At 39.4% G+C, this 22,638-nt stretch carries 27 protein-coding genes and 1 pseudogene; 19 read left to right on the top strand and 9 right to left on the bottom strand.

The window, feature by feature from the left end; genetic code table 11:
• The first annotated feature begins 483 nt into the window (after window positions 1-483).
• The 16 genes from OQE68_RS00345 to sctL all read left to right on the top strand — a co-directional run bounded on the left by OQE68_RS00345 (window position 484) and on the right by sctL (window position 12,883).
• Window positions 484-783 (top strand): hypothetical protein, encoded by a 300-nt coding sequence (locus OQE68_RS00345; RefSeq protein WP_180568332.1) that lies wholly within the window; start codon window positions 484-486, stop codon window positions 781-783.
• Between the two features lie 16 nt (window positions 784-799).
• Window positions 800-1,294, top strand: coding sequence for a hypothetical protein (locus OQE68_RS00340; RefSeq protein WP_180568333.1), 495 nt, complete (start codon window positions 800-802; stop codon window positions 1,292-1,294).
• A 15-nt stretch (window positions 1,295-1,309) separates the two neighbouring features.
• A complete protein-coding gene (locus OQE68_RS00335) occupies window positions 1,310-1,813 on the top strand; it encodes a SycD/LcrH family type III secretion system chaperone (protein WP_180568334.1) in 504 nt (167 codons plus the stop codon).
• Window positions 1,810-2,823, top strand: coding sequence for a type III secretion system translocon subunit SseC family protein (gene sctE, locus OQE68_RS00330; protein WP_180568335.1), 1,014 nt, complete (start codon window positions 1,810-1,812; stop codon window positions 2,821-2,823). Before OQE68_RS00335 ends, sctE begins: the two co-directional genes overlap by 4 nt.
• A gap of 18 nt (window positions 2,824-2,841) precedes the next feature.
• Entirely contained in the window at window positions 2,842-3,672 is an 831-nt protein-coding gene (locus tag OQE68_RS00325) for a hypothetical protein (protein WP_180568336.1), read from the top strand.
• A 742-nt stretch (window positions 3,673-4,414) separates the two neighbouring features.
• Window positions 4,415-5,263: a helix-turn-helix transcriptional regulator gene (locus tag OQE68_RS00320; RefSeq protein ID WP_180568337.1), complete on the top strand. Its 849-nt coding sequence runs from the start codon at window positions 4,415-4,417 to the stop codon at window positions 5,261-5,263.
• A gap of 478 nt (window positions 5,264-5,741) precedes the next feature.
• Complete coding sequence (locus OQE68_RS00315; RefSeq protein WP_180568338.1) at window positions 5,742-6,173, top strand: CesT family type III secretion system chaperone; 432 nt, start codon at window positions 5,742-5,744, stop codon at window positions 6,171-6,173.
• Window positions 6,174-6,181: 8 nt separating this feature from the next.
• Window positions 6,182-8,011, top strand: a complete 1,830-nt coding sequence (gene sctC / locus OQE68_RS00310; RefSeq protein ID WP_180568339.1) for a type III secretion system outer membrane ring subunit SctC — start codon at window positions 6,182-6,184, stop codon at window positions 8,009-8,011.
• A gap of 46 nt (window positions 8,012-8,057) precedes the next feature.
• Entirely contained in the window at window positions 8,058-9,449 is a 1,392-nt protein-coding gene (gene sctD / locus OQE68_RS00305) for a type III secretion system inner membrane ring subunit SctD (protein WP_180568340.1), read from the top strand.
• Entirely contained in the window at window positions 9,439-9,696 is a 258-nt protein-coding gene (locus OQE68_RS00300) for an EscE/YscE/SsaE family type III secretion system needle protein co-chaperone (protein ID WP_180568341.1), read from the top strand. The genes sctD and OQE68_RS00300 overlap by 11 nt, the downstream gene beginning before the upstream one ends.
• On the top strand, window positions 9,686-9,910 hold the full coding sequence (locus OQE68_RS00295) for an EscF/YscF/HrpA family type III secretion system needle major subunit (RefSeq protein ID WP_180568342.1): 225 nt from the start codon (window positions 9,686-9,688) through the stop codon (window positions 9,908-9,910). Before OQE68_RS00300 ends, OQE68_RS00295 begins: the two co-directional genes overlap by 11 nt.
• Before the next feature lie 47 nt (window positions 9,911-9,957).
• Complete coding sequence (locus OQE68_RS00290; RefSeq protein WP_180568343.1) at window positions 9,958-10,326, top strand: tetratricopeptide repeat protein; 369 nt, start codon at window positions 9,958-9,960, stop codon at window positions 10,324-10,326.
• Window positions 10,319-10,666, top strand: coding sequence for a type III secretion system inner rod subunit SctI (gene sctI / locus OQE68_RS00285; protein WP_180568344.1), 348 nt, complete (start codon window positions 10,319-10,321; stop codon window positions 10,664-10,666). Before OQE68_RS00290 ends, sctI begins: the two co-directional genes overlap by 8 nt.
• 66 nt (window positions 10,667-10,732) lie before the next feature.
• Entirely contained in the window at window positions 10,733-11,497 is a 765-nt protein-coding gene (gene sctJ, locus OQE68_RS00280) for a type III secretion system inner membrane ring lipoprotein SctJ (RefSeq protein WP_266195403.1), read from the top strand.
• Between the two features lie 119 nt (window positions 11,498-11,616).
• Window positions 11,617-12,276 carry a SctK family type III secretion system sorting platform protein gene (locus OQE68_RS00275; RefSeq protein ID WP_180568345.1) on the top strand — a complete coding sequence of 220 codons (660 nt, stop codon included), beginning with the start codon at window positions 11,617-11,619 and terminating at the stop codon, window positions 12,274-12,276.
• Window positions 12,260-12,883, top strand: a complete 624-nt coding sequence (gene sctL / locus OQE68_RS00270; protein WP_180568346.1) for a type III secretion system stator protein SctL — start codon at window positions 12,260-12,262, stop codon at window positions 12,881-12,883. Before OQE68_RS00275 ends, sctL begins: the two co-directional genes overlap by 17 nt.
• On the opposite strand, the gene OQE68_RS00265 is transcribed toward sctL, so the two are convergent.
• Window positions 12,852-13,349 carry a hypothetical protein gene (locus OQE68_RS00265; protein ID WP_180568347.1) on the bottom strand — a complete coding sequence of 166 codons (498 nt, stop codon included), beginning with the start codon at window positions 13,347-13,349 and terminating at the stop codon, window positions 12,852-12,854. The genes sctL and OQE68_RS00265 overlap by 32 nt on opposite strands.
• Before the next feature lie 153 nt (window positions 13,350-13,502).
• Here OQE68_RS00265 and fusA point away from each other — a divergent pair, with 153 nt between their 5' ends.
• On the top strand, window positions 13,503-15,554 hold the full coding sequence (gene fusA, locus OQE68_RS00260; protein ID WP_180568348.1) for an elongation factor G: 2,052 nt from the start codon (window positions 13,503-13,505) through the stop codon (window positions 15,552-15,554).
• Between the two features lie 114 nt (window positions 15,555-15,668).
• Here the strand turns inward: fusA and OQE68_RS00255 are convergent, their stop codons facing one another.
• Window positions 15,669-15,932, bottom strand: coding sequence for a hypothetical protein (locus tag OQE68_RS00255; protein WP_180568349.1), 264 nt, complete (start codon window positions 15,930-15,932; stop codon window positions 15,669-15,671).
• Between the two features lie 92 nt (window positions 15,933-16,024).
• Here OQE68_RS00255 and OQE68_RS00250 point away from each other — a divergent pair, with 92 nt between their 5' ends.
• Window positions 16,025-17,182: a N(5)-(carboxyethyl)ornithine synthase gene (locus OQE68_RS00250; RefSeq protein WP_180568350.1), complete on the top strand. Its 1,158-nt coding sequence runs from the start codon at window positions 16,025-16,027 to the stop codon at window positions 17,180-17,182.
• Between the two features lie 33 nt (window positions 17,183-17,215).
• Here the strand turns inward: OQE68_RS00250 and OQE68_RS00245 are convergent.
• Window positions 17,216-17,509: pseudogene (locus OQE68_RS00245) on the bottom strand (IS1 family transposase); the annotation flags it as partial.
• Window positions 17,510-17,904: 395 nt separating this feature from the next.
• Here OQE68_RS00245 and OQE68_RS00240 point away from each other — a divergent pair.
• A complete protein-coding gene (locus OQE68_RS00240; RefSeq protein ID WP_180568352.1) occupies window positions 17,905-18,141 on the top strand; it encodes a hypothetical protein in 237 nt (78 codons plus the stop codon).
• 32 nt (window positions 18,142-18,173) lie between these two features.
• Here the strand turns inward: OQE68_RS00240 and sctU are convergent, their stop codons facing one another.
• From sctU to OQE68_RS00210, 6 genes are read right to left on the bottom strand one after another with little or no spacing between them, the layout of a single operon-like run.
• Window positions 18,174-19,223 (bottom strand): type III secretion system export apparatus subunit SctU, encoded by a 1,050-nt coding sequence (gene sctU, locus OQE68_RS00235; RefSeq protein WP_219340012.1) that lies wholly within the window; start codon window positions 19,221-19,223, stop codon window positions 18,174-18,176.
• The gene (gene sctT / locus OQE68_RS00230) at window positions 19,223-20,020 is read right to left on the bottom strand and encodes a type III secretion system export apparatus subunit SctT (protein WP_180568353.1); all 798 of its coding nucleotides are present in this window, start codon (window positions 20,018-20,020) and stop codon (window positions 19,223-19,225) included. The genes sctU and sctT overlap by 1 nt, the downstream gene beginning before the upstream one ends.
• A gap of 24 nt (window positions 20,021-20,044) precedes the next feature.
• The gene (gene sctS, locus OQE68_RS00225) at window positions 20,045-20,308 is read right to left on the bottom strand and encodes a type III secretion system export apparatus subunit SctS (RefSeq protein ID WP_180568354.1); all 264 of its coding nucleotides are present in this window, start codon (window positions 20,306-20,308) and stop codon (window positions 20,045-20,047) included.
• 11 nt (window positions 20,309-20,319) lie between these two features.
• Window positions 20,320-20,964 (bottom strand): type III secretion system export apparatus subunit SctR, encoded by a 645-nt coding sequence (sctR, locus tag OQE68_RS00220; protein ID WP_180568355.1) that lies wholly within the window; start codon window positions 20,962-20,964, stop codon window positions 20,320-20,322.
• A gap of 8 nt (window positions 20,965-20,972) precedes the next feature.
• The gene (gene sctQ / locus OQE68_RS00215; protein WP_180568356.1) at window positions 20,973-22,061 is read right to left on the bottom strand and encodes a type III secretion system cytoplasmic ring protein SctQ; all 1,089 of its coding nucleotides are present in this window, start codon (window positions 22,059-22,061) and stop codon (window positions 20,973-20,975) included.
• Entirely contained in the window at window positions 22,058-22,621 is a 564-nt protein-coding gene (locus tag OQE68_RS00210) for a type III secretion HpaP family protein (protein WP_180568357.1), read from the bottom strand. The genes sctQ and OQE68_RS00210 overlap by 4 nt, the downstream gene beginning before the upstream one ends.
• Window positions 22,622-22,638 lie beyond the last annotated feature (17 nt).

Below are 22,638 nucleotides of genomic sequence, written 5' to 3'. Positions count from 1 at the left end.
CTGGTTCAAATAAACTCGATATATTTATTAAATAGGTAACAAGATATCGAATGCATTATGATTCAGAGTTAAGCGCAGCAATACTAGTGTTGTATGAAAATGCATCAAAAAATATTCCTAGCTTTTTGGTTAGATAAGTTTTATAGATGGTAGGCCTCGGAAGTAGTTTATTTTAGAGAGTGCTTATGTTTTATCGATAAATAACCTTTTTGCTAGGGTGATTAGGCTCTGGTGATTGAAGGCAGAATAAGTGTAAAGATAGAGAATCGGTAACAGCTTATTTATTGTTGATTTTATGTCGAGATAATTAATGGTTACAGGTGGTAGTAAAGAGAGTGCTATCTATAAAAAGTCCCGGCTTTTCTTGACAGTGGATATTGTTCAAGGCTCGTACTATCAAAGAAAGTCAATTGTTTATAGATGTTTTTAGTCGTCATCTTTTTAGATTTTTGATTGGGTTTTCATTGGCAGACTGGTTGTTTTATGAGCGCATCAGATGAATTGATTGAAAAAAAAATACAACAAATAATTTCAGATACAGAACGACAATATAAAGAATTTGAAAACATACAAGCAGGTTTTCAAGGTTTACAACAGGATATGTTGAGAGCAGGCCTACCTAACCAATTGAGCCTCACCCCTGCTGAGCAAGCTGAACTGGATAGACAGCTAGCACAGTTCAACCAACAGCTAGACAGTGAGTTGGCGCAGCAGAAAGAGTATTCAATTGGTTCTGGCTCTCGTACATCAATAAAACGTAGGCCACGTGGTATTAAAATCTAATTTAGGAGAAAATAAAATGTCATCAGTAAATGCTGTAAGCTCACCTAATGCGGCAATTGGTTTGGGTATGGGTATTGATGCAATGGCCATGCTTGTAATGATGGAGCAAGCAAACAATATTCAAGCAAGAATCCAAGACCAGTTTGCTGAAATTCAACAGCGTAATAACTTGTTGAAAGATGCTAACCAGTGGCTGCAACAAGCAAGAGTATTGCAAAACCAAGCCGGTGATGATGGCTCTAGTAATATGCCTCCTGCAATGGCTGAATGGTTTAAGAGTCATGGTGTTGAATATGATAAAACTGGCGGTGATTTAATACACAATAAAGACGAGTGGAGTATTAACATTGAAAACTTGAAAACCAAAATTGATGAGTTTTCTAGCCAAAACCAATTAGAAACAACTCGTCTGCAGTCCCTTTTAACAAAGTTTAACCAAAGCTTTGAGCTTGCTTCTAACACTGTTAAGAAAGACGGTGAAAGCAAGTCGACTGTTGCGCGTAATGTTTAGTAAAGGTTAAGTAGTATGACGACAACTGAAAAGGCCGATCAAACACCTGCAACCCCAGAAGACTTGCTGGATTTTTTTGCTAGTGGAGGGGCGATACGTGATCTAAGAGCAATCAGTGATGAGTCTATCGAAGCTATGTATAGTATGGCTTATAGCCTCTACGAAAGTGGTAAATACCAAGATGCGCATAAAGTATTTCAGTTTTTGTGCTATTTAGATCACTATCAAAGTAAGTATTTTATAGGTCTTGGTGCTTGTCGTCAGATGATGAAGCAGTATCAACTGGCGATTGATGCGTTCAGCTATGCTTCTGTTCTGGATGCTAACGACCCACGACCACCTTTTTATGGCGCAGAGTGTCACTTGGCATTAGGTAACTTAAAAGAAGCAGAAAGTGGTTTTACGGCGGCTATTCATTGGGCTAATGAAAACCAAGAATATCAGTCGTTAAAACAGCATGCGGAGCAAAAATTGCGAGTGGTTACTGCCACTTTAAAAAAACAGGAAGACGTCAAATGACCGATTCAATCATGTTTCCCAGCGCGATTTCGGGTTTTGATACAGCCACTGATTTAGCAGACGTTAAAAATATTATTTCATCTGCAACATCAACCAGTGTGCCAACTGAAGCTGCAAAATCAGATGCTAATCCGCAGGTTCGCGCCGATTCTGCTGCACCCTCTTTAACCGCGCCGAGAGGAAATGCTTTAGCAGATAAAGCATTGGCGTTTGCTATGTTGCAAACGATGATGAGTCAAGAAAATTTTGCTATTGCAAAAGAAACAATTAATACCACCCGCCAAGAGAAAAAACTAGCTGCTGAAGAACGCATGGAAAAATTAAAAGAGTCCATGGATCAGCAAAAAGAAGCTAAAAAAGGTGGCTTCTTTGGTAAGTTATTTGGCTGGATTGCGACGGCAGTGACTGCCATTGTAGGAGCTGTGCTAATTGCAACGGGCGTAGGTGCAGCAGCCGGTGTAGCATTGATAGCCTGTGCAGTGATTACAGGATTAAATCAGATTTCTGAAGAAACCGGTGGCTGGCTACAAGCCGGTGTCGCCAAAATGTTCCAAGCTTTTGGTATGAGTGAGGAAAAAGCCAAAGAAGCGGCGGGCTGGACATTAATGGCAGTTTCTGTAGCAGCTGGTATTGCGGCAGCTGTTGTAAGTGGTGGAGCATCAGTGGCTGCTTCGTTTGGTCGATTAGCAGCCAAAATTGCCACTGATGTTGTAGCAAAATTGGTTAAAGCCATCCCTCAAATTACTCGGGTTGTAGAAGCCAGCTTGCAAGTAGCAACAGGTGCAACCCAAATTTATTCAGGTGTTAAGCAGAAATTTGCGAATGACTCAAAAGCTGAGGCAATGGATTTAAAAGCATTTTTACTTAAGCTACAGCAAATCATGGATGATGAGAGTGATCGAATAAAAGATATTCTTGATCGTATTTTGAACTTGGCAAGTGTAGTGAATGAGATTTTATCTGGTCAACAAACCAGCAACGCCAAGCTTAATCAACGAATTTCTGCGTAATCAGGAAAAGGTATTTATATGTCAATTACATTTAATAGCGACATAAGTAGTGCAGCAGTTAGAGGGGCAGGGGAGCCTGTTATCTCCACTGGTACTTCAAATCCTGTTAGCTATGAAGCAGCTAATGTTGCTGGAGCAGGTCCAGCAGCCAATGAAGTGTTGGATGCACCAACCCAGCCTCACACGCTTGCAAGCTTAACGTCGCTTGCAACAGAGCTAGCAGCTGCAGGGGGAGGTAAATCCTCAAGTACCAATATTATATTGGAAGCCATTAGGTTAATGATGGAGTCTGCTCGGGAGCAAAAAAAATCTTCCCACGAAATTAAGCAGGCAGAGTTAAGCATGGAAACTCAGGCTATTTATGATATTGCTGAAAAAATAGTTAAATCAGGGAATATTGCTTTAGTGGGGGCCATTGTTGGTGGGGTAGTATCAATTGCTGGTGGTGCTTTTAGTATGAAAGCGGGTGCTAAAAACATTAAGGCGATAAAAGAAGGACCTACTGGCTTGAAGCAGGGGCCTAGTATAAAAGAAGATTTGGATTTTAACGCTGAAACGAAAAGAGCGTTTAACAGCCTTATGGATAACCGTTCTGCGAAAGCAACCGCTTGGTCAGCTGGTCTGAATGGTACAGGGCAGAGTGTTAATGGGGTAACTCAGCGCCAGTCTAAACTGGAGGAAGCGGGCTCTAAAGAAACTGAAGCGGAGCAGACTAAACACTCAGCTGCTCGTCAAGCTGCTACTGATTTCCGTAAGGATGCTTCTGATCTTATTAAAAGCCTGGAGAGTAAGCTTCAAGAAATGCTGAACGCAGAGAATAGCTCTGTTGGTAAAATTATTAATGCCTAAATAGTACACAACTACTTCTCAGGCAATGGGAGGTTGACTCCCATTGCTTTTTCTGTTTGATAAGATATTTATAACTACTGCATTCATGCAGTATGGCTTCAACTAATACGCTTCATCTATTTTATTTTTTTAGTATTCCTGTTCTAGTTATGTTGTATTTATGCTTTTTTGCTGAAAGCCTACAATGGTAATTGGTAGAAAAAACAATATAATTTAGATTAAATAATCGGCAATCAATCGTTTGAATTAATTGTTTGACCAATATTTTTTTAAGTATATTGTTGAAAATTTAAGTACTAATGCGGATTAAAAAAATAACGTGGTTATTTAAAAATCATCATGCAGAGGTTGTAAGGTGAAACGCCAACTAACTGCTAACTCGTGTTGTCAAGCAGGCATCAACCTCGTCACTTCACCACAACTAGCGCGACTTTTTGTGTAAGTACATATACACTACAACAAGTATTAAGCTGTTTGTTAGTCTAAATAATGAACAGTTGTGGCATAAAAATAATTATAATTCTAACGTGCTTGTTTAATAAGCAAGCTTGATCTTTGTTGGATAACATTATAGTTTGACTGGGCGGGCATTTTGTTAGAAGCGTCCTTGGTTTTCTCATTTTTGAATGTAACCCAATCAGGTAAGTGATAATGACTAGCTTATTTGGTTAGTGTGCGTACCTATTGGAATAATCACAACAACAATGACTTTACTTAATAACTCATTGTGGGAACTACCTTTATGCAAGCGAGCTCTTCAGTATCTAGTGCATTATCTTGGGAACAAAGCCTATTAGTGAGTAATGTGGTAACCGATGAGCTTCGGTATCGTACCAAATTTTATGAAAAAGATGTGTTAATACTTGTAATTTCTGGTCAATTTGAGTTAGAAATTGCTAATAAACAACATATTGTAAATGCGGGGCAAGGGATTTACTTACGTTCAGGCAGCTACTTGGTATCTAATCATTTAGCTGAAGATAATGGCCGCTTTCAGAGCATAGAAATTTCTATTTGCTCGTGGTCATTGCAGCATTTTATCAGCAAGCATGGAAAAGCGGTTGCAGAGCAATATTCAGCGTCTGTACCGAGTAATAGCTCAGTGATTATTTTTGATGCGGGTGGGCTTATCGAACAAAGTATTACCTCTATTTGTAGTCTGTTTAAATATGATCACCCTGAAAATCTACGCTTATTAAAAATAGAAGAGCTATTGTTACTCTTATTATATAGCCCGCAAGGCGGTGAGTTTGCAGCTATTTTGCGCCAATCAACTAGCAAGAATGCTATTCGGTTGCGTCAGTTTATGGAAACTCACTTTATGCAGCTTTGGTCGCTTGAGCAATACGCTAAAGAGTTTGGTGCAAGTTTAACCACTTTTAAAGAAATGTTTGACTCTGAATTTGGTATGTCACCTCGTGCCTGGATAAATGAAAAACGCTTGCAATATGCTCATGAATTGCTGCTAACCAGTAATGTAGGTATTGTTGATGTGGCTTTTGAGGCTGGGTTTTCCAGTCAGTCTTATTTCACTCAAGCGTATCGACGTCGCTTTGGTATTACACCGAGTCAAGCGCGTAAAATGCAATAATGACTTCTAAAATAGCCAATTATTGAGTAGCAGATCAGTTACTGACTTTTTGGTTATTAGATTAACATTTGGTTTACACTATTTAATCGAAAATCGCTTTGTAGAAAATCAAAGTATATCGATGTAAAGGTGGTAGTTGCGATTTTATGACGACAACTATTAGTGATGTACAAGCCATTAAGTAGCATCAATAGCATAGCACTAAGCGTTTGAAGTTATGTTGCTTTTAAAATAGAAAATACTGACATACCTATAAATAGCAGTATCTTAGTGTCGACTAATTTTAAGTATTAAAAATAATTTTTTATATTGTTTGCTATCAATAGTTAGGGTAACGCGCCTAAAATAATGATTGGTTCACAGTTTGCTGATATATAATAAACGTAGGAATTTTTATATTAAAAAATACCTCTTTTTTAGTGTGATCATTTAGGCTACTATCCTGTGAAGTAAACATTTGTAATATTGAGGCTGATCGTTGGTTACTTTAGCTGCACTTGTAGACTCATTAACTAAAAAATTACAGATAAGTCAATGGCAAATAAGTGGTGATAGTACGTATCAGCTTGATGTTGATGGCTCGATTTCATTGACACTTTTTACAGCTAGACAACGAGTTTTTATTATTTCAGCGTTTGGTCAGTTGAGTGATGACCTGATAGATTACCCTCATCAGTTAGCGCGTATCTACCAGCTAGCGTTATTAAGAGCGAGTGATTACCAAGATGCCTTGATAACGACCGATAAAAAACAAATGCAACTACAGCGACAATTGGTTTTAAATGGGTTAACAAGCGATCAGTTTGAAGCAGCCATTTCAGCGCAGCTTAATTATGCAGATGAGTTATTGTTGATTATTCAACAGTCACACTCGCAAAAATTAACCAATAGTAATGTGTGGTTTCCCTAGCCGTGTTAATGCAGTTAAGTCGTCTATACAGTAAAGTGCTCATTTTGGCGTGGATAGCTTGGTATCCTGGCACCGTTTTTTCTGCTCAGCCCAATTGGTCAGGAAAGCCTTTTAGTTATGTGGCACGTGGCCAATCGCTGGGTGAAATTCTGACCAGTTTTGCTTCAAGTTACAGTATTCCAGTAGTCATTAGTGAAGCGGTGGATGATACGGTAAATGGTGAGTTAAAACAGGATACCCCCATAGCTTTTTTGGATTATCTTGCCAAAGTTTATAATTTAACCTGGTATTTTGATGGGCATATTTTATACATCTATAAAACCAATGAAACTAAAAGCAAGTTGATTAAGCTCACCAGCTTTTTAGATGCCAGTCAATTGAAAAGGTATTTAGATAAGCTGGGGATTTGGGATAGACGTTTTAACTGGCGAGTGATTCCAAGTAAAGATTTAGTGTATGTGGCAGGTCCGCCACGCTATGTTGAGCTTGTCAGTGAAACAGTGGCAGCGCTGGAGAAAAAAATAGTTAACCAGCAACAAGATCAAATGGTGGTAGAAGTATTCCCATTAAAGTATGCCTGGGCAGTTGATCGGGAATATAGTTTTCGTGGTAAGCAAGTGGTAATGCCGGGTATTGCAACCATATTAAATCAAATGATCAGGGGAAATCAGCCACCCAAATCAAATACTACAAATGATGCTTATGGCTTAACCAAACTAAAGGGACAGGGACTAGTTAAGTCTGCTCCTCATCAGTCGTCTACCTCCCCAACTAATCCAACAGCAGATACCAGCGGGTTACCTGCAGCAATGCAAGGCCCAACCATTGAAGCTGATCCAAGACAGAATGCTGTATTGATTAGAGATGTCAGAGCACAAATGCCAATCTACCAAGATTTAATCCGCAAGCTGGATCAGCCACAAGGACAAGTTGAAATAGGACTATCAATTATTGACATCAGTCGTAGTGATATCGATGAGCTGGGAATTAACTGGTATGCTCAAAAAAGATCCGGAGATGGTATTTTTGAAGTAGTAACTCAACCTCGAACAAGTCAACCAGTTAGTACGTTACTTACCCAAGGCTCAGATTTCTTTCTTGCTAAAATCCGTTTGCTAGCAGAAGATGGAAAGGCGCAAGTTTTATCGCAACCAACAGTTCTCACGCTAAACAATGTAGAAGCAGTGTTTGATCAAAGCACAACATTTTATGTACGTCTTGCAGGGCAGGAAGAAGTAGATCTGGTGCCAGTAACAGTAGGAACAGTATTAAAAGTTACGCCACGCATCGTGTCAGAACGCGGTGCTAACAGAGTCCATATGGATATCAATATTGAAGATGGTAACCAAACAGATGATCAGGTCGACAGTATCCCAACGACTCAGAAAGCAACTATTAGTACCCAGGCAGTGGTGGGAGAACAGCAAAGTTTATTAATTGGCGGGTTATATAGAGATAGTGAAGAGCAAACTGAAAATAAAGTACCAGTATTAGGTGATATTCCCTTCATAGGGGCTTTATTTCGCTCTACTGAAAAAACTAAGCGAAAAATAGTCAGGCTTTTTTTGATACAACCTAGAATAGTAGCTGACCCATTAAAAGTCGCTAATGAGTTAACCCAAAATGCTATGGCATTGTCTCAACTACCATCAATTAATCAGCGTTTATCCGCTAACCGGGCAGTGCCAGATGCAGGGTTTTGTCATTCAAAAAAATCGGCTCAAGCAATTTTGAACGCTTTAAAGCGACAGCAGATAAAAGTACATACAGAAGTTTGCTATTTAACGAATGGGCAGTCTGGTTTTTACATTAAACCTGTACAACAGGGCACCTTGTGATAAGAACAATAATACATTTAATCCATTTGGCTGAAGGTAACTCATCATGAAGCCGCAGTGGAAAATAAAAGTACTATCTGGCACTCATCAAGGTGCTGAAATTCAGCTTGTTGAAGGGGAGTTTCTGCTTGGCTCGGACATTAATACGGCAGATCTTGTCTTCCAGGATAATGGCGTGCCTGCTTTGCTGGGGCGGCTGATTGTTACTGTAGAAGACCTTAGATTTCAGCGTGGAGAAGAGCCTTTTGAGTTACTTGTTGATGGGCAGCCAGAAACAGAATTACTCATCAGTTTGGTATCTCAACAGCAGTTACAAGCAGGTGAATTGCTTATTGCGGTTGCTCGGTTCGATGAGCCTTGGGCATTAATTGAAAAAGCAGTAAAGGATAATGAATCGATCACAGCTGATGAACCTCTTGCTGACTCTGTGCCATCTCGTACCAATCAAAAGCCAACAAATAGGCAGATAAATAATTCAGCTAAAAAACAACCAAAAAAAAAGTTGACTCAGAAAAGTAAGTTTCATTACTCTCGTGGATTAGCTTTATTGTCTAGTGTTGCTGGCACTATTTTGCTGGTTTGGTTTATTAGCTTTGCCTGGCCACAAAAAGTCGACTCAGGTGTGCAGCCAACTAAGCAATTGTCGCCTTTAGAAAAAGCCCAACAAGTAGTGAAACAATTAACTCTTGAGAATGTCAAGATCACTTGGCAAGCTTCCCGTCAGCGGCTGTTGTTAACAGGCTATGTACCTGATACAGAAAGCAAGTTGCAGCTAAAAAATGAGCTGGAGTCGGCTTCTTTATTTAATAGAATTAACCTTTATGTCGAAGCTGATATTATTCGCTCAGTGCAATTTATTCTTGATAATAATGGTTTGGGACATATTAACGTTACTTCAGGCAAAACGGCTGGTGAAGTTAGATTAATGGGGCTGTTAGATAATGGGAAACGTTGGGCCAAAGTGGAAAAAATGCTTAAACATGATGTGCCTGGCTTAAAAGGCTACCAGGTTGATTTTGATTCTAGCCGCCAACATATCGCAGCATTAACTCAGGTATTAGAAGAAAACCATTTATTGGGTCAGTTACAAATTGTTTCAGTAGGCAACTATATCGAAATTCGTGGAGAAATTAACCAGAAGTTGGAAAATAAACTTAACCAGCTGATTGAGCATTTTGAAACAAACATTGGCCAGTCAGGACTGATTAAAACGCGTAATATGCCGCTTTTTGCTGATGATCCACTGCATCTCCCCGTAAAAAGTATTAGTATTGGCAGTGTTCCTTACATTGTATTAAAAAATAACCAGAAATATATGGTGGGTGCCAGGCTACCGAATGGTTATCGGCTAGCGAAAATTGATAATGACTTTATTAAACTGCGTAACCAAGACCAAGTAGTAAAAATTACTATCAAGCCAGAAAATTATGCAAACTGAACTACTTTTAACTGATTTAGAGGTGCAGTTAACCGGTCCGCATGGTGAGGATTTGGCCCATCAGCTACTGGCCAAACTGGGTGAAGAACAGCAACAGGTAAAAGCAAAAATAGCCATGGGGCTAGATCCGCAAGCCTTTCATTATCAGCAACACTATTTAGAGGCTTTGCAAGCAGCTGAAAAAGTGATAGCTAAAGTGCGTAATGCAAGTCAGCCAGACTTAAACGAGGTGATAAATGGCTTTTAATATTGAAGAAGTAAACAATGTAATAGGTGGTCAAACAGCAAAAGTTGAAAGTGAGTTGAAAGCTTTTCAGAGATCAATGGATCCTAATAGTCAGCAAGACTTACTTAAGTTTCAGTATATGATGAATCGTTGGAACCTTGTGACTAACTTACAAAGTAACACGATTAAAACAATGAAAGAGACGTTGCAAAGCACTATTCGCAATATGGTATAGCCGGTAATATGGTGTAGCTCATAATACAGTTTAATGAGGCGCAGTGTATGGTAAATAATCATTTGCCACAATTGTTAGTTGAGCTTGGCTTTATTGCTGTTGGTCAGGGAATGAATAGCGAGGCACAATGTATTTTCGCTGCAATGCAGCAGCAACATCCGCAACAGTTGGCGCCTATATTGGGGCAAGCTTTATTGAAGCTAAACCAAAATGAGCCTGAAGCAGCATTAGTAACCTTAAAAAACTTCTCTACTGTAAAAGAACAGGATATGTTGCAGGCATATCAAGCACTTTGCTTAATGAAGCTAGGCCATAACAATGAAGCAGAACAGTTGTTAAAAATACTCATCAATAGCCCTGAGCCGGCAGTTGTTCCCTTTGCTCAAGCCTTGCTTAAGGAGATCACTGATGACTGAAGCTGTGTTCCATAGTATAACGGTGGCAATTGATAGCCCTTTAACTGACGGCGGGGCTGCCAGAGGTGATGATATTCAGCAGTTTGACGCTATGATGACAGAAGAAAATGGTATTACTGATCAAGCGGTTGAACTAGTGGAAAATGTAAAAGCATCGATTGAAAAGTCTGATCAAAAGCTGTCTAGCTCTATGGAGGTAGCTCAAGATGATCCACTATCAATGCAAGCAATTATGGCTATGCAGGTTGAGCTTGCAAAAAAACATTTGCAGGAAGAGCTAATTACCAAAATAGCCAGTAAGTCAACACAACATGTCGACACTTTTTTGAAAGCACAATAGCTGTCTACCAGCAGCACTGGCTATTCGAAAACAAGAGTAAGACGTAAACGGTAAGGTAGTAAAATAGTGTTTATAACGCTAAAAAGACTGAGTTTTATCTTGTTCTTATCCGTTATTCTAACGGGTTGTAAAATTGAGCTTTATTCCGGTTTAGCGGAAACTGAAGCAAACGACATGTTGAGTATTTTATTGGCAGAGGGGATTGCTGCAGAAAAACAACCTGGTAAAGAGCAAACGGTGGCTATCAAGGTTCCAGAAAGCCAGGTGGCTGAGTCAATTAGTTTGCTGAAAGCTAAAGGCTATCCTAAAGAAAAATTTGCCTCTATCAAAGAAATTTTCCCCCAAGAAGGGCTCATTTCATCGCCTACTGAAGAAAAAGCCAGACTGGTTTATGCACTGTCTCAAGGCTTAGCAGAAACACTTACGCAGATTGATGGTGTAGTGACTGCCAGAGTGCATGTCGTGCTTCCTAAAGCGAAACAACGTAAAACTGAGTCTGTTACACCTTCTTCTGTTGCAGTATTTATTAAGCATCACGCTGATGTTGATTTATCATCTTATATTCCACAAATTAAGTTGCTAGTCAATAACAGTATTGAAGGGCTTGATTACGATAAGATCAGTGTTGTGTTATTCCCTACAGCCCAACAAGAAACATCATCAATAAAAGCAAAAATGACCTCAGCTTTAGGCGTTAGTCTCGCAAAGAATTCTCAAGGGGTATTTTGGGGATGGCTGAGTGGTTTATTACTATTATTATTGCTTAGTAATGTAGGCTGGTGGTTAAAGCTAAAAAAGGGTAATAATAACCAGCAGGCCAAAGCCAGCTAGCAGTTTTAACTGTGTAATTGTTGTTCTGATATTGGTGTTATTCATCTTATGTTAATAGGCTGGTTTGCTTTAAAACGTTTGCATTGGCTATGAATAATTGAGTATTGATGAGGTAATCGTTGAGTACAACACTTGAGGTAGCTATTGCAGAGTTTAACTGGTCGCTACTTAATACCATGCATCCAAGCCAATTAGCTGTATTTGAGCAGGAACCCTGGTGGCAGACGATAGCCGTGGATCACCGATTTACGGCTATTGTAGACCAATATTTACTTAACAGTTTAGCCTTATCCCACTGCCCTGATTATGACTTTCAACAACCGTTGAAACGAATTGCGCTACTTGATCACGAGAGTATTCTGCAATGGCTATTGGCCATTGGTGTTACTCTACACTCTCATACCATTAAGCAAACTATTTGGCGCCAGCAACAATTGCTAATTAAAGAGCAAATTGGTGAGCAATGGTATCAGTTTGCTTTAACTAACGGCTTATTTTTATATCATCAGCCTATCGCTTCTATTGATCAGTGGCTTACAGAGTTAACTATCAATGAGCACTATTGTGAGCAACTATTAATTGTTGGTCTAGCTGTGTGGCAAGCCTGTTTAGAAAATTCAACCGATGGTTGGTGGCAACGATTGCAGTTGAAGTTACCCATTAGCCTTTCCCTGGAAAAGTTTTCGCCTTTTCCTGAGTTGGGGGAGCAGTTAATCACTTTAAGCAAAATGTTAGAAAAACTGATTCATCAGGTGTGCCCGCATGTTTTCGATCACTAACTTAACACAAGGTGACTTTCAAGTAGCACCAGGAACTAAGTTAATCAAGCGGGAGCAGTATGCGAAGTTTTTGTCTGCAGAACAGCTGATTGAGCACGCGAATCAACAGGCTGCTGGTATTGTAGCAGACGCTAAAATATTGCAGCAGGAGGAAATGGAAAAGGGGTTTAACCAAGGTTTAGCAGAGGCTCAGCAGCAACAGACAGTATTAATTAATCGTACATTACTGGAATGTGCGCAATTTAAATCGCAGTTGGCGGCAGAGTTAGTTCAGGTTGTATTGCAGTCGGTTAAAAAAATTATCGCTGACTACGATGATATTGCGCTGGTAAAAGCGTGTGTTGCTCAAGCATTAGCACAAACTACTGACTGCCAACAGTTAAGTTTATTAGTGGCACCTGCCATGTTAACCAGTGTTAAAGATCGCTTAGATGATATTAAGGAGATGGCCCCTGATATTCAGTGGAATGTTTTGCCTGATAGCAGTATTACAGGAATGGGCTGTAAAATTGAGACACCTATTAAAGTTATTGACACAACCATTGATAATCAGCTAACTGCCCTGGAAAAGGCTGTTAATGATTGGTTTGTAAATGCTGATGAATAATGCTTTGCAGCTTTTTAAGCGGAAAATAAGGGCGATAATCTGAGAGTTGAAGAGCTAACCACTCTTGACCGTGCTCCCAATGGCTGGTTTGGCCATTGAACCATTGTTTATAAATGACTTTTAGCTTTTCTGTGGAAAGTGGGTTAGTAAAACATGCTTGCAATGCATCTGCGGAGCCTTTTACTTCATGCACTTCAGGTATTGATGATAATAAATAAAGAAATGCATCAAATACTAAAAAGGGGTTTTTAAGATTATTTCGTGCCGACATTCGCCGGTAAATAATAAATATGACTGTGTTGCCTTCCAGCCGGTAGACAAGCTGAAAACCGTTAATAGTGAGCTGATAGCCTAATTGAAAAGAAGACTTTCTTAAGTAATAAGGCTTAATGATAAAACCACGTTGTTGTAACTGCTTTGATAGTACATCTTGTGTACTGGGTATAGCATCTTGTTGGTCAAACATAGGTGGTCATTTTCCAAGGCTGTTCATTATAATGTCATAGTGACGGGTAAGTCATAATATTTCAATGTTTGACAACGTTTTGTCAATAGTGTATTGACAGGAGTAGTATGTTAAGGAAAACAAGGACTCAGGCATCTCAGGAAGAGCGTCATTATGACATATACTACAAATGATATTAGAAATATTGCCCTTATTGGTCATACTGGGGTAGGTAAAACAATATTAACTGAGCGGTTATTGTACACCGCTGGTGCCATCAATACGATGGGGTCAATCAGTCGTGGCTCAACCCTTAGTGATTTTGATGAGCAAGAAAAAGCGCAGGGCCATTCACTTTACCCAGCAGTTTGTAGTCTTGATTATCAAAATACTCATATTAATTTATTAGATACCCCAGGATTTCCTGACTTTTCTGCTCGGGCGATGAGTGTGTTGGCTGCGGCTGATGCGGCTGCACTGGTGATTAATGCCGCTGAAGGGGTTGAAATGGTAGCTGAGCGATTAATGGAATCTGCTAAGCACTTTAAACTATGTAGGATGATTATTGTTAATCACATAGACAGTCAGCAGATAAATTACCAAGAACTTATCGAACAAATTCAATCAACATTTGGTGAAGAGTGTTTACCATTAAACTTACCTGTTAAGAATGGTGAGGCTGTAACTGATTGCTATTTCTCTCCTGATGAAAACCAGCAGACAGACTTTAGTTCAGTTGAGGAGGCACATAACCAATTGATTGATCAGGTTGTGGAAGTGGATGATCAATTAATGGAACTGTATTTAGAGCAAGGAGAGTCACTCAGCCCTGGTCAATTACATGACCCATTTGAAAAAGCATTACGAGAGAATCATCTTATCCCTATTTGTTTTACATCGGCTGAAACAGGAGCAGGTATTAAAGAATTATTGCAGATTTTTAAACAGTTAATGCCTAGTCCCCTCGAAAGTAATTTACCTCAATTTATTAAAGGAGAAGGGGAAAAAGTGGCACCGGTTAAGGTGGTTGCTGATTCTGATAAGCATGTGATTGCTCATGTGTTTAAGGTTGCTGTAGATCCTTATGTAGGAAAACTCGCGATGTTTCGTATTCATCAAGGTACCATTAAGCCTGATACCCAACTCTTTATCGGTGATAATAGAAAAGCATTTAAGGTATCTCACCTACTAAAACTACAAGGTAAAAAAAGCCAAGAAATCAGTAAGGGGATACCAGGCGATATTTGTGCAGTGGCAAAAGTGAATGAAATAGAATACGACAATGTATTACATGATTCTCATGATGAGGATCATTACCATTTAATACCTATTGATTTACCTCCTCCAATGCATGGTTTGGCGATAGAGCCGGTCAGAAGAGGTGATGAACAAAAGTTATCAGATGCTCTGCATAAAATTGTGGCAGAAGATCCAACGTTGGTTGTGGAGCAGCGAGTGGCTATGAATGAGACTGTACTTCGTGGGCAAGGGGAGCTTCATTTAAAAATAATATTAGAAAAAATGCATCAGCAAATGAATGTGGCAGTAGCAACCCGGCCTCCCAGTATTGCTTATCGGGAGACAATTACTCAGCCTGCCGCTGGCCATAGTCGACATAAAAAACAGACAGGTGGGGCAGGGCAGTTTGGTGAAGTTTTTCTTAAGGTTGAGCCGTTAGAACGGGGGGCAGGTTTTGAGTTTGTTAATCAAATTACCGGTGGCGTTATTCCCTCGCAATTTATTCCTGCTGTAGAAAAAGGAGTAAAGCAGGTATTGGAAGGTGGAGCCATTGCAGGTTATCCGCTTCAGGATGTCAGAGTGATGGTTTATGATGGTAAACATCATCCTGTTGATTCAAAAGAAATAGCCTTTGTTTCAGCTGGTAAAAAGGCTTTTTTAGACGCAATTGATAAAGCGAAACCTGTTATATTAGAACCAACAGTAAATTTGGAAATAACCGCGCCAGCACAATGTATGGGGGATATTTCAGGAGATATTGCTAGTTTTAGAGGAATTATTAGCGGTACTGAAGCGTTGCCTGGTGGAAAAATCAAAATTAAAGCGCAAGTGACGTTAAGGGAAATCAGTGATTATCAGTCCAGGTTAAAGTCATTAACAGGTGGAGAGGGTTTCTATTCAATGACATTCAGTCACTATGGAGTGGTGCCAGCTGACTTACAGCAAGCACTAATTAAAGAATATCATCAGCATAAAGAAGCCTCTTAGTTAGGTTTTGCTTTGTTACTCATGATAGACATTATTACTATGGATCCAGTAGCGCTTTTATAGTAATTGAAAGTGCTACCGCAAGTTAAACAGTAGTTAACTTGCCTATCATGGTTAACTGGTTTGCTCTTTGCGGGATAAAGACCAGTACTCCATCAGCTCTGTTGAAAACACCTTGTTACTTTGGTTGGTTTGATCAATATATAATACAAACTCAGAACCATCATGGCGGGTAATAACAATCTCGGCGTAGTTGTTACAACAATCTTCTACAATAATGTCTTTAATTTCATTGAATTTCGCTGTTTCGTGTCCTCTCGACAGTTGTGGGTAGTTAATTAAAATATTTCTGCTGACACATACTTGCCAAGGGGGCACTACTGTACTGTATCTTTGTCAAGGAGGCAGAGTTATCCTCCCATTGTACAGTTCAATTACGCTACGTAAGTAGTGCATACAAAGGAAATGCTATGAGTAAATTATCATTGGGAGTCATAGGGACTTCCAAAAAAGAAAATGAACGACGAGTAGCTATTCATCCAGGACATTTTTCACGCCTTCCTGAACACATTCTTCGTCAATTGATATTCGAAAAAGGCTATGGAGCACCCTTTGGTATTGCTGACTCAGAAATTGCTAATCAGACTGGGGGGATTGCGTCAAGGCAAGAGTTATTGGCTGATCTAGGTACAGTCATCATTGCGAAACCAGTACTCGCAGATTTACAAGCACTTCGTGAAGGTGGTCTTCTATGGGGGTATGTACATTGCACGCAACAACGAGCCATTACACAAACAGCAATTGATCGCAAGCAGACACTTATTGCGTTTGAAGATATGTACATTTGGGGCCCCAATGGTGAGGTTGGTCGTCATACCTTTTATAAGAATAATGAAATGGCAGGCTACTGCGCAGTCTTACATGCACTACAACTTAAAGGTATTGATGGGCATTACGGAAATAGGCGTAAAACAATTATTTTTGGTTTTGGTGCAGTTAGTCGCGGCGCTATCTATGCACTCAAAGCTCATGGGTTTAGAGATATTACTATCTGTATTCAACGCCCTGATCACGAGGTGCGTGAAGAAATACTCGATTGTCATTATGTCCGTGTTTGTGCAGACAAAACAGGTGACGAACGTATGCTGATAGTCGAGCATGATGGGGTTGAACGCCCGTTAAAGAGCTTGATCAAAGAATCAGATATAATTATAAACGGAACCTATCAAGAAACTGATCACCCTATTCTCTATGTGACTGAAAATGAAAGCTCATATCTCAAACCTGGCTGTCTTATTATTGATGTTAGCTGCGATGAAGGAATGGGGTTTTATTTTGCTAAGCCGACTACATTCAAAAATCCAATTCTTAAAATTGGTATGATAGATTATTATGCCGTTGATCATACACCAAGCTATTTATGGGAAAGCGCCTCTCGATCTATCTCGGCCGCTCTAATTGTTTATCTACCAACTGTGATAGAGGGCTATAGCAGCTGGCAGCAAAGTGACACTATCCGAAAGGCTATCAATATTGATAAAGGTGTTATTCAAAATTCCTCAATTCTATCGTTTCAAAATCGCCAGCAGCAGTATCCTCATGCAACCATCGACATGCTTGAGCACTAGGAATTTGGGGTAGTGACTCAAAACTGTGTCTACTCATATTTGAAGGCCAAACTCATAGCGATTAATAAAAAGTCCAATCACAATATCATGCATTTGATTGGTCTTTAAAAAGCAAATGGTTTTTCTGGTAAGGCGTTTAATACGAGTCCTTAACGTTAGGTGTTTTCGCTCTATTTTTTGAGTGTTTCTTTTTCCTATAATATGTTATTCACCTGGAATATGTCGGCTATATGCTCCCCAGTCATCTGTACAAAATACCTTGATTTTAAAGGGTTTCAACAAGGTTTGTAATGTTTGAAAAGCTTCATCTTTTCTAGAGGTTAGTATCCCTAATGCCACTGCCACAAACGTTATCTCATCCAAAAACACCTTACTAACATATGATGATTATACAACAAGTGCTACATACTTTGAAAAGATCTGCGTTGAGTGAAAATCATACAAACCAGTCTTTAGACATACTTTTGAGGCACTACCAAGATTCATTTGTTCACTTTGAAACACTAGAAAAAATTTAAAACAGCCATAGTGGTTACTACTTAAATAGTGATTACTAGCTGTTTGTTTGAAAAATTAACTAAATATTTCTGTAATAAATACTTATTAAAAATCACTATTTTATCTTTTGTAATTAACTCATTCGGAATTCTTCTAACGGCTTTGTAAGATATTAACCATAATTCAAGTAAGCGAATCAATTAAGCCGCTTAGGAATGGATGCTATGTACGTATACTTGACCAAAGAAGCGCCTAATCAAATACCAGCTCTTTTTGTTATTGTAAAACTGGAACATGATTTGACTAATCACTGGTTAATTAGACAGATATCTGGATTGGCAAAGTATCAAAGGCAAGTAGCCTGTGATAAATACGAAGCTTTTAATAGTTTTAATCAAGCATTTTATCGCTTTCAACAACTGATTGAGTTGAGAGCAGAGCAGGGTTATAAAGTGCAATAAATAATATAATATTAGTAGAGGTGCTCTTTCCTCTAATGTTCGGTAGTTTCTTTAATTTGTTCGGCCCATTTAATCACTTCAGCAACGGCGGCGAGTAGTTCACTGGCAACAAACTCATTTTCGCCTACTTTAGCTGATAACTGACGGGCTAACCAGACGTGTCTTAGTACAGGAACATTAGCTTCTTCTGCAAGTTTTATCATATGTTGAGCTAGCCAGTCGGTTCCTTTGGCTGTGACTTTGGGTAAGTCTGTTTCTCCACGTTTATAGTATAAAGCAACGGCGAAGTGGGTGGGGTTGGTCACCAGTAAATTGGCATTATTGACATTATCGACAATATTTGAAGCCAGTAAATCTTTATGGATTTGCTTTCTTTGTTGTTTTATTTCTGGGTTACCTTCAGTTTCTTTGTATTCTCGTTTAACTTCATCTTTCGACATTTTGAGTTCTTTTTCATGGTGATGCTTTTCATACACCATATCCAACACAGCCAGTATGACAAAAACAACCAATACAACAATAAATAACTGGAGTAACAGTGCGCCTAATAATGGAATGCTGCACTCTACGCCACAATGTACAATTTTAACTAAATCTTGCATGTTGGCGCGAATGACCCAGTAAATAGCAATGCTTAAAGTCAAAATTTTAATGACTGACTTTAAAAATTCTACCAGATTTTTTTTGGCAAAAATTTTCTTGGCACCTTCAATAGGATTAATTTTTTTAAGTTCTGGCTTAATGGGGGTAAAAGACAGCAGCCAACCAAATTGCAGGTTGTTAGATAATATACCAGTAATGAAGACCACTGTAAAAATCGGGGCAAGCAAATAAAATGACTCAGTTAAAATACCTTTGCCTACTTCACTCAGTGCAAGCTGCCAGGGGGCATCGAGAAACTTGACAGGAAGGTTGATAAGTGCTGTTAAATGGCTTAAATAATAGCCACTCATTAGCCAGAATAGCAGCACAATAACAACCAGCAGTGCCAGTGATACGATTTCTTTACTTTTGGCTACTTGCCCTTTTTTTCGTGCATCACGAATTTTTTTGGGGGTAGGCTTTTCTGTTTTTTCGCTCATTATTGGATAACGGAGTAAAGCTTATCAAACACGAGATCGATGTTTATTAACTGCTCACTGGCAATGGAAACCAATATTGCAAGGTAAACCACTAAAATTGCCTGAGACACAGCGCTTTTAATTGGCATCGCTAAAAAGAATACATTGAGTTGGGGGGCAAATCGGCTGATTAAACCCAGTCCAAACTCGCTGAGAAACATTCCTATTATCACCGGTGCAGCCAGTAACACAGCTACATAACCTATCATATCTAGCTGTTTTAGGAAAAAATAAACGCCATCTGTAGTAAATGCAGGTAATAATGCACCTACAGGCCAAAGCTTATAGCTCAAAAACAACCCTTTTAGGCACACAAAGGCTGCGCCACCGACAAAAAACAAAGTAATAATAGCCTGGCTAAGCATCAAGCCTAGGGGGGATGTTTGGGTACCTAAACTAGGGTTAACCACACTGGCTAATGTGGCCCCCCGTTGGTTATCTATAAAAAAGCCGGCTGCCTCTATTGCCCAGAATGGGATTGCAGCACAATAACCTAATAGTAAACCGAGAGCGACTTCTTTAAATAGTAATGAAAGTAGCCAATAATCAGGCTTTGTTGCAAGGGCTTCAGAGTCTGGCATTAATGGAAAAACAAACAAAGCAAAACTTAAGGCAACCCCGTTACGAATGAGTCCGCCTCCCAACGACTTTTTACTAAAAACAGGCAAAATAGTAAAAAAGGTAATTAGCCGGGGCAGGGCGAGCGCATAGCTTAATACGGTTGCCTGAATATCGGTTAGCTGGGCCAGTGCATTCATATAATGGTTTCCTGGTTGCTGGCCTTACACATTAACCATCGCATCAAATATATTTAGCCCATAATTATATAGCTCAATACCCAACCAGCGAGCAGTAATAAATAAAGTTACAATAACTGCAATCAGTTTAAGCGTAAATGATAGGGTTTGTTCTTGAATTTGGGTGAGGGCTTGGATTAAGCTCACCAACGTCCCTATTAATGACGCAGCAATAATGGGTGGTAAAGAAAGTATCAATACTAATAAAAGAGCTTGGGCTGAATATTGAACGATTTCTGCTTCGGTCATTGGTTCATTCTCTAATAAGATAATACCAGACCGTGAGTAAGCCGAGTCCAGCCATCTAATAACACAAATAACAATAACTTAAATGGTAATGAAATAGTGACAGGAGAAACCATCATCATACCCATTGCCAACAAAATATTCGATATAATCAGGTCGATGGCAATAAAGGGTAAATAAAGTAAAAATCCCATTTTAAATGCATCAGTGAGTTCTGATAGAGTAAATGCTGGCATTAAAATTAATAGGCTATCTTCACTGAGTCGCTCACTGTAATTGTCTGGCCATAAATTGGCTGCAGCATCTTTAAAAAAAGTACGTTCGCTTTCGTCACTATGTTCCAATAAAAACTCTCGGTAAGGATTTAACCCACTGTCAACAATTTTGCTGATAGCTTGTTTGTCCTCAAGATTGATTGGGTTTTCAATAAAGTGATCATGAATAGCAAAACCAACCGGCGCCATAATATAAAGGGTTAAAATCAGTGCTAAACCATATAGCGCCATATTAGGTGGAATTTGCTGGATACCTAATGCATTTCGTAACAGTGAAAATACCACTGCTAGCTTAACAAATGACGTAGCCATAACAGCAATAAAAGGAATAAGCGATACAAGCCCTAATACTACGACTAGCGTAAAGGGTTCAGGTAAAGTCATTGGTTATTTTATACTCCTTCGTTTGCCAGCTGGTTTTGCCAGGCTAACGATTGCACCTGCAAACCTAGTTGATTAGCGATATTGACTAGAGCGCCGGTGCCAATCAGTTTGCCATTGGCTTTAATATTAACTTGTTGGGTATTTAATGACGGTAGGTCAAGCACTTGTCCGGGCTGCAGTGCTTGTAATTGTGCTAGGGTTAATTCTACTTCACCGACTTCTATTGAAACCGTTACGGGTAATGCATCCAGTGAATTCATCGCTAAGTCATCGGTTGAAGGCTGTTCAGAGTTATGTATCATTTGTTCAATCATGATTTGTTGTCCGTCATAAGCAAGCCAGGCCACAGGCTGTTGATTAGCTAACAGTTTAAGGCGTTGCTCAATAAAGTAGCACTCGTCAAATAATAAAATATCACCCAGTGTGATAGTCGACAGAAGCTGCTTAGTTAAATTGGTTTTACCTAACTGTAAGTGAACTGATCGCTGGATATACTCCAAGGCTATGGAGGAAGGTTCGCCACCTGGTAATTGTTGAAGCAAGTCCAATAGTGCTTGCGGTTCAGCAGTTATATAAAGATTAATGGAATTAAGCTGATTACTTTCTTGGCAGTTGACTTTTAAATAAAGGTTATCAGTAGTTGATAAAAAACCAGTTGTTGCAGAGTGTTGCCATTGAGCGCTATCAAATTGAACAGTACTTGGGTCAATCATTAAGTTCACACCTATCTGATGCAGCTGATTAACCCACTGCATTAAACCGCTTTGAATTAACCCTAGCTGAATGGTTTCAGGCATGACTCGCCATTGCTCTAGTGCCAGTTTAACCGGTAGCCAATCTACAATTTGGCTGGCACAAAGCGTTAATTGATAAGGTTGATCATTAATAGCGAGCTGTAAGCTAATGGGGTGATGTATGCCTATAACGCTACTGGTTAAAGACAGTTCACTATTTAACCAGGCGACTTGATCGGAGTAGTCATGGTGAGTCGCTGTGCTGTACTGAAAATAGAACTGCTGTTGCTTGCCTGAAAATAATTGGTACAGTGTTGCTGTGTGGCGATCTATGCTGGGTAATTCGACCGTTGAGGTTGTCACTCGTGCTCCTCCCGCTTGGTAATATAGTCGGGCCTGGCACCTTGTTGATTCGTCGTGTCTGTGGATAAGCCAAGTTCAACTGACACTTGACCAAAGCGTTTAGCCAATTGGTTTTTTAATTGGGTCGATGCTTGGTTGAGCAAGTCATACTGTTGTTTTTCTGAAGTAGCAAAAGCAACTTGTAGCTGGTTATTCGTTAAGCTTAAGGTTAATTGGGTATTATTTAACAGGGGGTGGTTCAGGGTAATTTGTAATGTCGATTGATTCGACAACTGTCTTCTATATTCAGTAATAAGTTCTGTTAATTGCTGGTTGACTTCTGCAATGACTTGGCTGCTATGGCTAGGTCCTGTTTGTTTTATGCTAGCTGCTAGCATAAACGGGTTTGGCAGACTGCTCAGAGTGTCGGGCTGTTTTTCTAGGTCATCTTTGCGACTGGATTGTTTGGGTTGCTTATTTAACTGCTTTTCAAAGTGCTCTTTATCCACTTGGCTTGAACGCTGTCGGGTATTTTCCGCTGAGGTTGTTGAGCGATTGGATTTACTGCTATCTATTTTCATAATCAATTTTTTTAAAA

This window comes from Spartinivicinus marinus, assembly GCF_026309355.1.
In the GTDB taxonomy this organism is placed as follows: domain Bacteria; phylum Pseudomonadota; class Gammaproteobacteria; order Pseudomonadales; family Zooshikellaceae; genus Spartinivicinus; species Spartinivicinus marinus.
This window is presented reverse-complemented; position numbering and strand designations above follow the sequence as displayed.

Bases quoted from the DNA above. Each gene is read 5' to 3' on its own strand.
- OQE68_RS00345 (WP_180568332.1), top strand. From the start codon at position 484: ATGAGCGCATCAGATGAATTGATTGAAAAAAAAATACAACAAATAATT.
- OQE68_RS00340 (WP_180568333.1), top strand. From the start codon at position 800: ATGTCATCAGTAAATGCTGTAAGCTCACCTAATGCGGCAATTGGTTTG.
- OQE68_RS00335 (WP_180568334.1), top strand. From the start codon at position 1,310: ATGACGACAACTGAAAAGGCCGATCAAACACCTGCAACCCCAGAAGAC.
- sctE (WP_180568335.1), top strand. From the start codon at position 1,810: ATGACCGATTCAATCATGTTTCCCAGCGCGATTTCGGGTTTTGATACA.
- OQE68_RS00325 (WP_180568336.1), top strand. From the start codon at position 2,842: ATGTCAATTACATTTAATAGCGACATAAGTAGTGCAGCAGTTAGAGGG.
- OQE68_RS00320 (WP_180568337.1), top strand. From the start codon at position 4,415: ATGCAAGCGAGCTCTTCAGTATCTAGTGCATTATCTTGGGAACAAAGC.
- sctC (WP_180568339.1), top strand. From the start codon at position 6,182: ATGCAGTTAAGTCGTCTATACAGTAAAGTGCTCATTTTGGCGTGGATA.
- sctD (WP_180568340.1), top strand. From the start codon at position 8,058: ATGAAGCCGCAGTGGAAAATAAAAGTACTATCTGGCACTCATCAAGGT.
- OQE68_RS00300 (WP_180568341.1), top strand. From the start codon at position 9,439: ATGCAAACTGAACTACTTTTAACTGATTTAGAGGTGCAGTTAACCGGT.
- OQE68_RS00295 (WP_180568342.1), top strand. From the start codon at position 9,686: ATGGCTTTTAATATTGAAGAAGTAAACAATGTAATAGGTGGTCAAACA.
- OQE68_RS00290 (WP_180568343.1), top strand. From the start codon at position 9,958: ATGGTAAATAATCATTTGCCACAATTGTTAGTTGAGCTTGGCTTTATT.
- sctI (WP_180568344.1), top strand. From the start codon at position 10,319: ATGACTGAAGCTGTGTTCCATAGTATAACGGTGGCAATTGATAGCCCT.
- sctL (WP_180568346.1), top strand. From the start codon at position 12,260: ATGTTTTCGATCACTAACTTAACACAAGGTGACTTTCAAGTAGCACCA.
- OQE68_RS00265 (WP_180568347.1), bottom strand. From the start codon at position 13,349: ATGTTTGACCAACAAGATGCTATACCCAGTACACAAGATGTACTATCA.
- fusA (WP_180568348.1), top strand. From the start codon at position 13,503: ATGACATATACTACAAATGATATTAGAAATATTGCCCTTATTGGTCAT.
- OQE68_RS00250 (WP_180568350.1), top strand. From the start codon at position 16,025: ATGAGTAAATTATCATTGGGAGTCATAGGGACTTCCAAAAAAGAAAAT.
- OQE68_RS00240 (WP_180568352.1), top strand. From the start codon at position 17,905: ATGTACGTATACTTGACCAAAGAAGCGCCTAATCAAATACCAGCTCTT.
- sctU (WP_219340012.1), bottom strand. From the start codon at position 19,223: ATGAGCGAAAAAACAGAAAAGCCTACCCCCAAAAAAATTCGTGATGCA.
- sctT (WP_180568353.1), bottom strand. From the start codon at position 20,020: ATGAATGCACTGGCCCAGCTAACCGATATTCAGGCAACCGTATTAAGC.
- sctS (WP_180568354.1), bottom strand. From the start codon at position 20,308: ATGACCGAAGCAGAAATCGTTCAATATTCAGCCCAAGCTCTTTTATTA.
- sctR (WP_180568355.1), bottom strand. From the start codon at position 20,964: ATGACTTTACCTGAACCCTTTACGCTAGTCGTAGTATTAGGGCTTGTA.
- OQE68_RS00210 (WP_180568357.1), bottom strand. From the start codon at position 22,621: ATGAAAATAGATAGCAGTAAATCCAATCGCTCAACAACCTCAGCGGAA.